The organism is Syntrophorhabdaceae bacterium, assembly GCA_036504895.1.
Classification (GTDB): Bacteria; Desulfobacterota; Syntrophorhabdia; order Syntrophorhabdales; family Syntrophorhabdaceae; genus PNOM01.
Map to the genome: position 1 here is coordinate 38,672 of DASXUJ010000119.1, position 7,131 is coordinate 45,802.

Sequence of the window (7,131 nt, forward strand, 5' to 3'; positions counted from 1 at the left end):
CGCTGTTCTGCGGTTAACCATTCTTGGTTGGGAACAGATCGGACGAGTGTGGAAACGGCTATATTGCAGGCCTACCAGGGTCTGAATATGATCCCCCGGTCCTGCATCAGGGTTTTTATCAAACTGACCGATTCTTCCGTATTTCTCGGCTCGGGAATAATTAGGTCACAGGGGATATCGGTGGTCACCGGATCGCCCGTCCAGACCACTCCGATACGCTCCGGCTCGATGACCGTTCTTATTATCTCCAGATCATCCCTTGTAAGCTCGATGGCAGTGGCCAACACGATGACGCCCGCATCGAGGAGAAGGTTCGTCGCCTCCGACAAGCGCCGGATGTGCTCCTCCCTCTTATTCCCCGTCCCTTTGATATCAGCGTCTATCCCATAGAGGACGTTCCCGATGCCCAGGAAGTAGACAATCTTGCCGTCGGAGAAAAGCCTGCCCTCCAGGGCTTTCGCCACGGGCTTCTTCCCGGCGTTCTTCTGTCCTGTGATAATGATCAGCGTCGGCTTCTGATTATACTTTTCAGCCCGCATCTCCAGGGAAATGGCACTTCTCTCCCATTTATACTCCCTCTCAAAGACCTTATCCCTGACCCATGCCTGTTTATCCTCAAGGGCTTCCCGGATAATGCCTCCGCCCGAGATCTCGTAATCATCTACGATCACGAACCTACCGGTGAGGGCCGAATCCTGGGACAGGTCAAAGGCCACGGCGCGATTGCACTTGAGTATGCAGTCGGCCACTTCGTGCCTTTCCACCATTTCCCTGTCGGTATCGGAATGAAGATCGGATGCATTCACGACCCTCGTTATCTCCTCTACGAATACTGCTACCCGGGATGTACCCAGCTTGAGGATATATTCGGTTTTCTTACGGAACGGTTCCTTGCCGAGCCAGAACAGATTGATCCTCAGACGAGTCGTCACCCGGGGCCTCGACTCGCCCGCCTTGGCCGCCAGTTCACCTCTGGCTACATATATCTGCTCATCGAGAGTGAAACCTGAGGCCTGGCCCGCCTGAATCTCCGTCCTCGCTTCCGTATTGAACGATTCGATCGTATTGATCCTGCCTTTTTTACCCGAGGGATAGAATACTATCTCATCGCCTATCCGGGCGGAACCCGCAAGGGCGGTTCCCGCGATAATCCTTCTGCTGTCGCCGAAACCCGTGAATTTATAGATGTCCTGCACGGGCATGCGAAATGGTTTTGCGGTCGGCGGTTCTTCCTTTATGAAGGTGTCGAGTACCTCGAGAACAGTAGGTCCTTTATACCAGGGCATCGAGCCCTGGAAATGCGCGATGCCCTCGCCCGTCCTCGCGCTTGCGGGAAGGAAGCAGAGGGGCGTAATCCCGATCCGCGCCAGAAATTCCGTGTACTCAGTAACGATCCGTTCATAGATCGACCTGTCGAAGCCCACAAGGTCCATTTTATTCACGATAATGGCGGCCTGGGCGATCCCCAGCATCGAAAGCAGATACCCGTGGCGTCGCGAGTTTTCCCGGACCCCCTCTTCGGCATCGATCACGAGAAATGCGGCTTCAGCCCTTGAAGCCCCGGTAACCATATTCTTGAGAAACTCGATATGACCGGGCGCGTCTATAAGGGTATAATTCCTTTTCTTCGTCTTGAAGAAGACCCGTGCGGAGTCGATGGTTATTCCCTGGGACTGCTCGTCCTTCAGGGCATCGATCAAAAAAGCATATTCAAAAGGCTTGGAATTCCTTTCGCAATTTGCCCTGATCTGTTCGATCTTCCCTTCGGGCAGAGAGCCCGTATCGGCGAGAAGTCTTCCAAGCACGGTACTCTTCCCGTGATCGACATGTCCCACAATGGCAAGACTAATATGTTCCTCTTCAGCTTTCATCATTCACCCTAATCGGGAGAGCCAATGAGCGCGGACCATCACATGTATCCGTCACGACGCAATGTCTCCAATCCGCCTCCGTCATCCTTATCCTGTGCCCGTCCCGACCTCTCGGCAACGTTTTTCAATTTACCGCTTTTGAGCTCCAATATGATCTCCCCGATAGTGCGGGATTCGGAATCAATCGGGTAGGTGCAGGGATAGCATCCGAGGGAACGGTATCGCTTCCCTTCCCCCTGGTCGTAATAGAGGGAGACCGTGGGAATCCGCTCCCTTTCGATATATTCCCAGATGTTAAGCTCGGTCCAGTCGAGGAGCGGATGAATCCGCACATGGGTCCCGGGTTTAAAATCGGTTTTGAACTGGCTCCAGAACTCGGGGGGCTGATCCCCCACATCCCAAAGGTTTTCTTTGTCCCTCGGTGAAAAATAACGCTCTTTCGAACGCGAGCCCTCCTCGTCCGATCTGACGCCCACGATAATTCCTGTAAAAGCATCCGTATTTCTGTCTATTACATAATCTCCCTTCTCATGATCGAACCTGTAACGCCGCCCTTCACCGCTGATGGTGCTCTTGAGCGCCTCGGTCTTCAGAAGCCGGCAACAGGTGATCCGGTCCACTTGTCCGTCAGGGAACGTCTGGCGTCGCGAAAGGGCATCTTCATTCATTCCGTAAATCATCTGGAGCTTCCATTCCCTGGTAAGGCGATCGCGATATTCGATCATCTCAGGTATCTTATAATGGGTATCGATATGTATAAGGGGGAAAGGCACATGGCCGAAGAAGGCCTTTCGTGCCAGCCACAGGAGAACGGTGCTATCCTTGCCTATGGACCAGAGCATCCCCAGGCTCTTGAAGTTGGCGTACGCCTCCCGGAGTATATGGACACTCAGATTTTCAAGCTGCTCAAGGTGATCCATCATGCGCCCCCAAGTATCGGAATGGATCCGGTCCTTTCCAGATAGACCAGGACCTTCTCCACCCCTTCATCAATTCCGGTATTATCTGTTTCTATGACGAGCTCCGGGTGCTCCGGCTCCTCGTAGATATCCCCTATGCCTGTAAAATTGGTGATGATGCCCTGCTCTGCTTTTGCATAGAGACCTTTTACATCCCGAGCCCGGCACACCTGCAGAGGGCATTTCACGTAAATTTCCACGAACTCCTCTTTCTCGACCATTTTTCTTACCCCTTGCCGGTCCTTTCTATAGGGGGAAATAAAGGAAGTGATGGCGATGATCCCCGCATCCATCAATATTTTCGCGGTTTCGCCGATCCTTCTTATGTTTTCTTCCCTGTCTGCAGCACTGAACCCAAGGTCTTTATTGAGTCCCATTCGTATATTGTCCCCATCGAGGACATAGGTAGTTATCGATCTGTGAAAGAGCCTCTCTTCAAGCCTGTATGCCAGGGTGGACTTGCCGGAGCCTGACAAACCGGTAAACCAGACGATCAGAGATCCGTGGCCGTTACGCTCACGTCTCGCATTTCTTCCTATGATACCTATGTGGCTGGTCAGGTGGGGTTCTATGGTTTCAATTCCCATGTTTTGTTCTGAAACAGGCACATCCTTTTCGCGGCGCAGCCCTTCTTCGCACAGGCTACCGCCCTCGCGCGATTACCGGAACCAATCTGATACCTGGGAATGCACGGAAAACCGGCCCGAAATTATACCTCAACCCGCAAACCCTTGCAACCTGATTAAAGATGGAATTCGCGATGTTGAATCTTATCACTCCTGTCCGCCAAAGTCTAGAGACAAGAAGGCCGCCTCCAGAAGCCGCACCCCCTGTTCGCGGCGCGCAAGGCCGCGGTTCCTTAACTATTCTTGACGGGGGCCGTGAAATCGGATTATATTAATAGAACATGTGATTTTTTGGAGGATGAGTTATGCCTATCTACGAGTACAAGTGCACAAAGTGCGGAAAGACTTTTGAGATATTTCAAAAGATCGCGGATGACCCTCTGTCCGAATGCCGCGCCTGCGGGGGCACGCTTGCGAAGCTGATTTCCCAGTGCTCTTTCCATCTGAAGGGTACAGGGTGGTATGTAACCGATTATAAAAAGCCCGTGGATTCCGTCGGGGGCAAGCACAAGGAGAAAAAGGAAGAATCAGCCGCTGAAACAGTCACGGAGACAAAGACGGAGACTGTAACGGAAACTAAAACTAAAACCGAGACGACAAGCGCGGGACAGACTGGAGGATAAATGAAAATCGGAGACAAAGTAAAATTTGCTTTTGCGAAGAAAGAGATGGAAGGGATAGTAGAGACTCTGTTTGAGAAGACGGTCTATATCAAAGCTGATTTTCCCCACGACAAGGGAAAGATCGTGAAGCGAAAAGTCAAGGACATCAAAGCCTAAAAGCTTCAGGGGACCGGACCCGATGCCTCTTCAACGTCCGGTCTCATCCAGCCTCCCCAAAAACTGGCAAAAAGAACCGTGTGAAAGTTTCTCTTCTATAGGTCCTTTCTCTGCAGTGCATCGAGGGTAACGGCATCCACGAGCCCCTGGATGTCATATCGCGAAGCGGTGATATGAGGCTCGATCCCGTATTTCCGCAACGTCTCGGTAGTAATAGGGCCGATGGATGCGATAAGCCCTTCTTTCAGAACATCCGCGCCATAGAGGGTCATAAAATTCCGCACCGTTGATGAACTGGTAAAGGTAATGATGTCCGGTTTCGAGGCAAAAGCCTCCGGCCGCCGGGGGAGTTCGGTTCTATATATGGGTATCTGATCGCAGACACCGCCTCCATCCTGTATATATTTCGTCACCACATCCCGCCCCTCTTCCGCTCGGGGCAGAAGAAACCTGCGCCCCTTCACCCCCACCTCGTCGAGAACCCTCACAATCCCTTCCTGGGTAAATTCGTGAGGCATATGGTCCGGCACAATGCCGCGGCTCTCCAGGAATCGCGCGGTTGCCGTGCCGATGGGAAGGACCTTCGCCGGCCCCAGGCTCCTTGAGTCTTTTCCCTGCTTTCGAAGGGCTTCAAAAAAAATTGAGGCCCCGTTCACGCTCGTAAAGATTATGCAAAAGTAGTCTTTCAGCCCTTCTATGGCTGCCGATAAAGGCAGGTTGGGCTCGATGGGTACTATCTCTATGGTGGGCGCATAGATTACCTCGGCCCCTCTTTCCACCAGCAATTCACCCAGTTTTGCTGATTGGTGAGATGCCCTGGTAACCGCCACCCGTTTTCCGAAAAGGGGCCGCCTCTCGAACCATCCGAGCTTCTCCTTCAGGCTTATGACCGCGCCGACCACGATTATTCCCGGCGGACTTATTCCCGCCTCTCCAACCAACCGTTCGATATCCTTAAGCGGCCCGGTGACGGACCTCTGGGTTGGCAAAGTGCCCCACTGGATTACACAGGCATCCGTATCAGGGTCCCTGCCCTCCTCGATCAGTCTCCGCGCGATCTCCCCCAGATGCTTCATTCCCATAAGAAATACAAGGGTATCGATTCCGGTCGCCAACTCGTGCCATCGTATAGCCGAAGCCTCTTTACGCTCATCCTCGTGCCCGGTGATAAATGCAACGGTCGAGGCGTAACCCCGGTATGTCAGGGGGATACCTGCATAGGCCGGGACCGCGATGGCCGAGGTTATCCCGGGGACAACCTCAAATTGAATGGCCCGCTCTGCAAGATAGGCAGCCTCCTCTCCCCCTCTTCCGAAGATATAGGGGTCGCCGCCTTTAAGCCGCACTACCGTCTCCCGGAGCAGAGCCTTCTCCACGAGAAGCGCGTTGATCCCGTCCTGAGACATCGCGTGGCGGGATGCCTGTTTTCCCACATAAATAACCTCCGCGTCCGCTCTCGCAAAAGCAAGAATATCCTTGTGGGCAAGATAATCATATATGACGGTATCGGCCCGGCGGATCACCTCCCTTCCTTTTACGGTAATCAGCTTTGGGTCGCCTGGACCGGCGCCTACTAGATATACTTTACCCATCCATTCTCATCCTGTGAATTATTTTCCGCCTGGCTTCACGGATACCACACATTATACGTGGGAACATTGCGAGGTTCAAACACTTATTTCTTTACCAAAGCAAGATTCTTCTTTCGCCGCGCAACGAGGGACCGAGACCGTGGGACAGTTCAACTACATTCGTACACATTTGTGTTACACCTTCGTATACAGAAATAGCCCTTCCAATTTCAAGCCTGTGCGGTTTTCCCCCGTTTTTACGCGGATGAAGAAATATTTTCCCCTTTGTCAAGATTTCGCTTGACACATCTTTTCCAATGAGAATAATATTAATTTAAAGCACAATTGCTTTAATACCAACTAATGAAAGGAGTCCAGTAGTATGCCAGTAGGTAAGGTAAAGTGGTTCAACGATTCCAAAGGGTACGGGTTTATCGAGCAGGACAGTGGGGAGGACGTATTCGTCCATTTTTCTGCAATCAAGCAGAATGGCTTTAAATCATTGAAGACCGGGGAACGGGTAGAATTCGAGATAGTCAAAGGCCCGAAAGGTCCTCAGGCCGCCAATGTGGTGAAGGCTGAATAGAAGAGGGAGGGAGACTAATCTCTCCCTTTTTCATTATTCTTAGCCTCATTCCAAAGCCTGTCCATTGTCGCGAGAGAGGCTTTTTCTACGTCTGTCATTGTTTCAATGTAGCTGAATCTTCTGATAAATTTATCGCACGTAAACCTGAGAGCGTCTTCCGGGTCTATGCCCTGAAACCTCGAGATATTTACTACGGTAAAGAGCAGGTCACCGATCTCTTCCCGCACGGCTTCTTTTGATCCCGATTTTTCCGCCTCTTTCAGCTCCCCTATCTCTTCCGTCAATTTTTTATAGATATCCTCTATTTCAGGCCAATCAAAGCCGACTTTGGCGGCTCTCCGCGAGATGATCGAGGCGCGAAGTAGTGCGGGCATCACTCTCGGCACATCGGCAAGGGGTGAATAGTTTTCTTTCTCTTTCTTTTTAATCTCTTCCCATCTCAAATCGACAGGCATATCGCCGGAAGCGTCTCCGAATACATGGGGATGCCTGCGGTACATCTTTTCATATACGCGGGAGACTACCTCCCGTATGTCGAACCGGCCATCTTCCCTGCAGATCTGAGCGATAAATACAATATGGAAGAGTAGGTCCCCCAATTCCTCCTCCATGGCGGAATAATCATCCTTTTCTATCGCATCGATCAACTCGTATACTTCCTCAAGGAGATAGGTCTTGAACTCCTTCACCGTTTGCTTCTTATCCCAGGGGCAGCCCTTACCCCCTCTCAGGGTCTCCA

The 7,131-nt window shown here is 51.8% G+C and carries 8 protein-coding genes; 3 read left to right on the forward strand and 5 right to left on the reverse strand.

The genetic code is table 11. The features are described from left to right. Positions 1-71 precede the first annotated feature (71 nt). The 3 genes from VGJ94_17085 to cysC are packed head-to-tail and all read right to left on the reverse strand — an operon-like array spanning position 72 to position 3,417. Entirely contained in the window at positions 72-1,874 is a 1,803-nt protein-coding gene (locus tag VGJ94_17085; GenBank protein HEY3278332.1) for a GTP-binding protein, read from the reverse strand. 35 nt (positions 1,875-1,909) lie between these two features. Then, complete coding sequence (cysD, locus tag VGJ94_17090) at positions 1,910-2,794, reverse strand: sulfate adenylyltransferase subunit CysD (protein HEY3278333.1); 885 nt, start codon at positions 2,792-2,794, stop codon at positions 1,910-1,912. Beyond that, positions 2,791-3,417: an adenylyl-sulfate kinase gene (gene cysC, locus VGJ94_17095; protein HEY3278334.1), complete on the reverse strand. Its 627-nt coding sequence runs from the start codon at positions 3,415-3,417 to the stop codon at positions 2,791-2,793. The genes cysD and cysC overlap by 4 nt, the downstream gene beginning before the upstream one ends. Positions 3,418-3,761: 344 nt before the next feature. Between cysC and VGJ94_17100 the strand changes: the two genes are divergently transcribed. Next, the gene (locus VGJ94_17100; GenBank protein HEY3278335.1) at positions 3,762-4,079 is read left to right on the forward strand and encodes a zinc ribbon domain-containing protein; all 318 of its coding nucleotides are present in this window, start codon (positions 3,762-3,764) and stop codon (positions 4,077-4,079) included. Next, positions 4,080-4,235, forward strand: coding sequence for a hypothetical protein (locus VGJ94_17105; GenBank protein ID HEY3278336.1), 156 nt, complete (start codon positions 4,080-4,082; stop codon positions 4,233-4,235). A gap of 95 nt (positions 4,236-4,330) precedes the next feature. Here the strand turns inward: VGJ94_17105 and cobA are convergent, their stop codons facing one another. After that, the gene (gene cobA, locus VGJ94_17110; GenBank protein HEY3278337.1) at positions 4,331-5,827 is read right to left on the reverse strand and encodes a uroporphyrinogen-III C-methyltransferase; all 1,497 of its coding nucleotides are present in this window, start codon (positions 5,825-5,827) and stop codon (positions 4,331-4,333) included. Between the two features lie 361 nt (positions 5,828-6,188). Between cobA and VGJ94_17115 the strand changes: the two genes are divergently transcribed. Beyond that, positions 6,189-6,392, forward strand: coding sequence for a cold-shock protein (locus VGJ94_17115; GenBank protein HEY3278338.1), 204 nt, complete (start codon positions 6,189-6,191; stop codon positions 6,390-6,392). Between the two features lie 14 nt (positions 6,393-6,406). On the opposite strand, the gene mazG is transcribed toward VGJ94_17115, so the two are convergent. Then, on the reverse strand, positions 6,407-7,131 hold a 725-nt coding region (mazG, locus tag VGJ94_17120; GenBank protein ID HEY3278339.1), incomplete at its 5' end, for a nucleoside triphosphate pyrophosphohydrolase.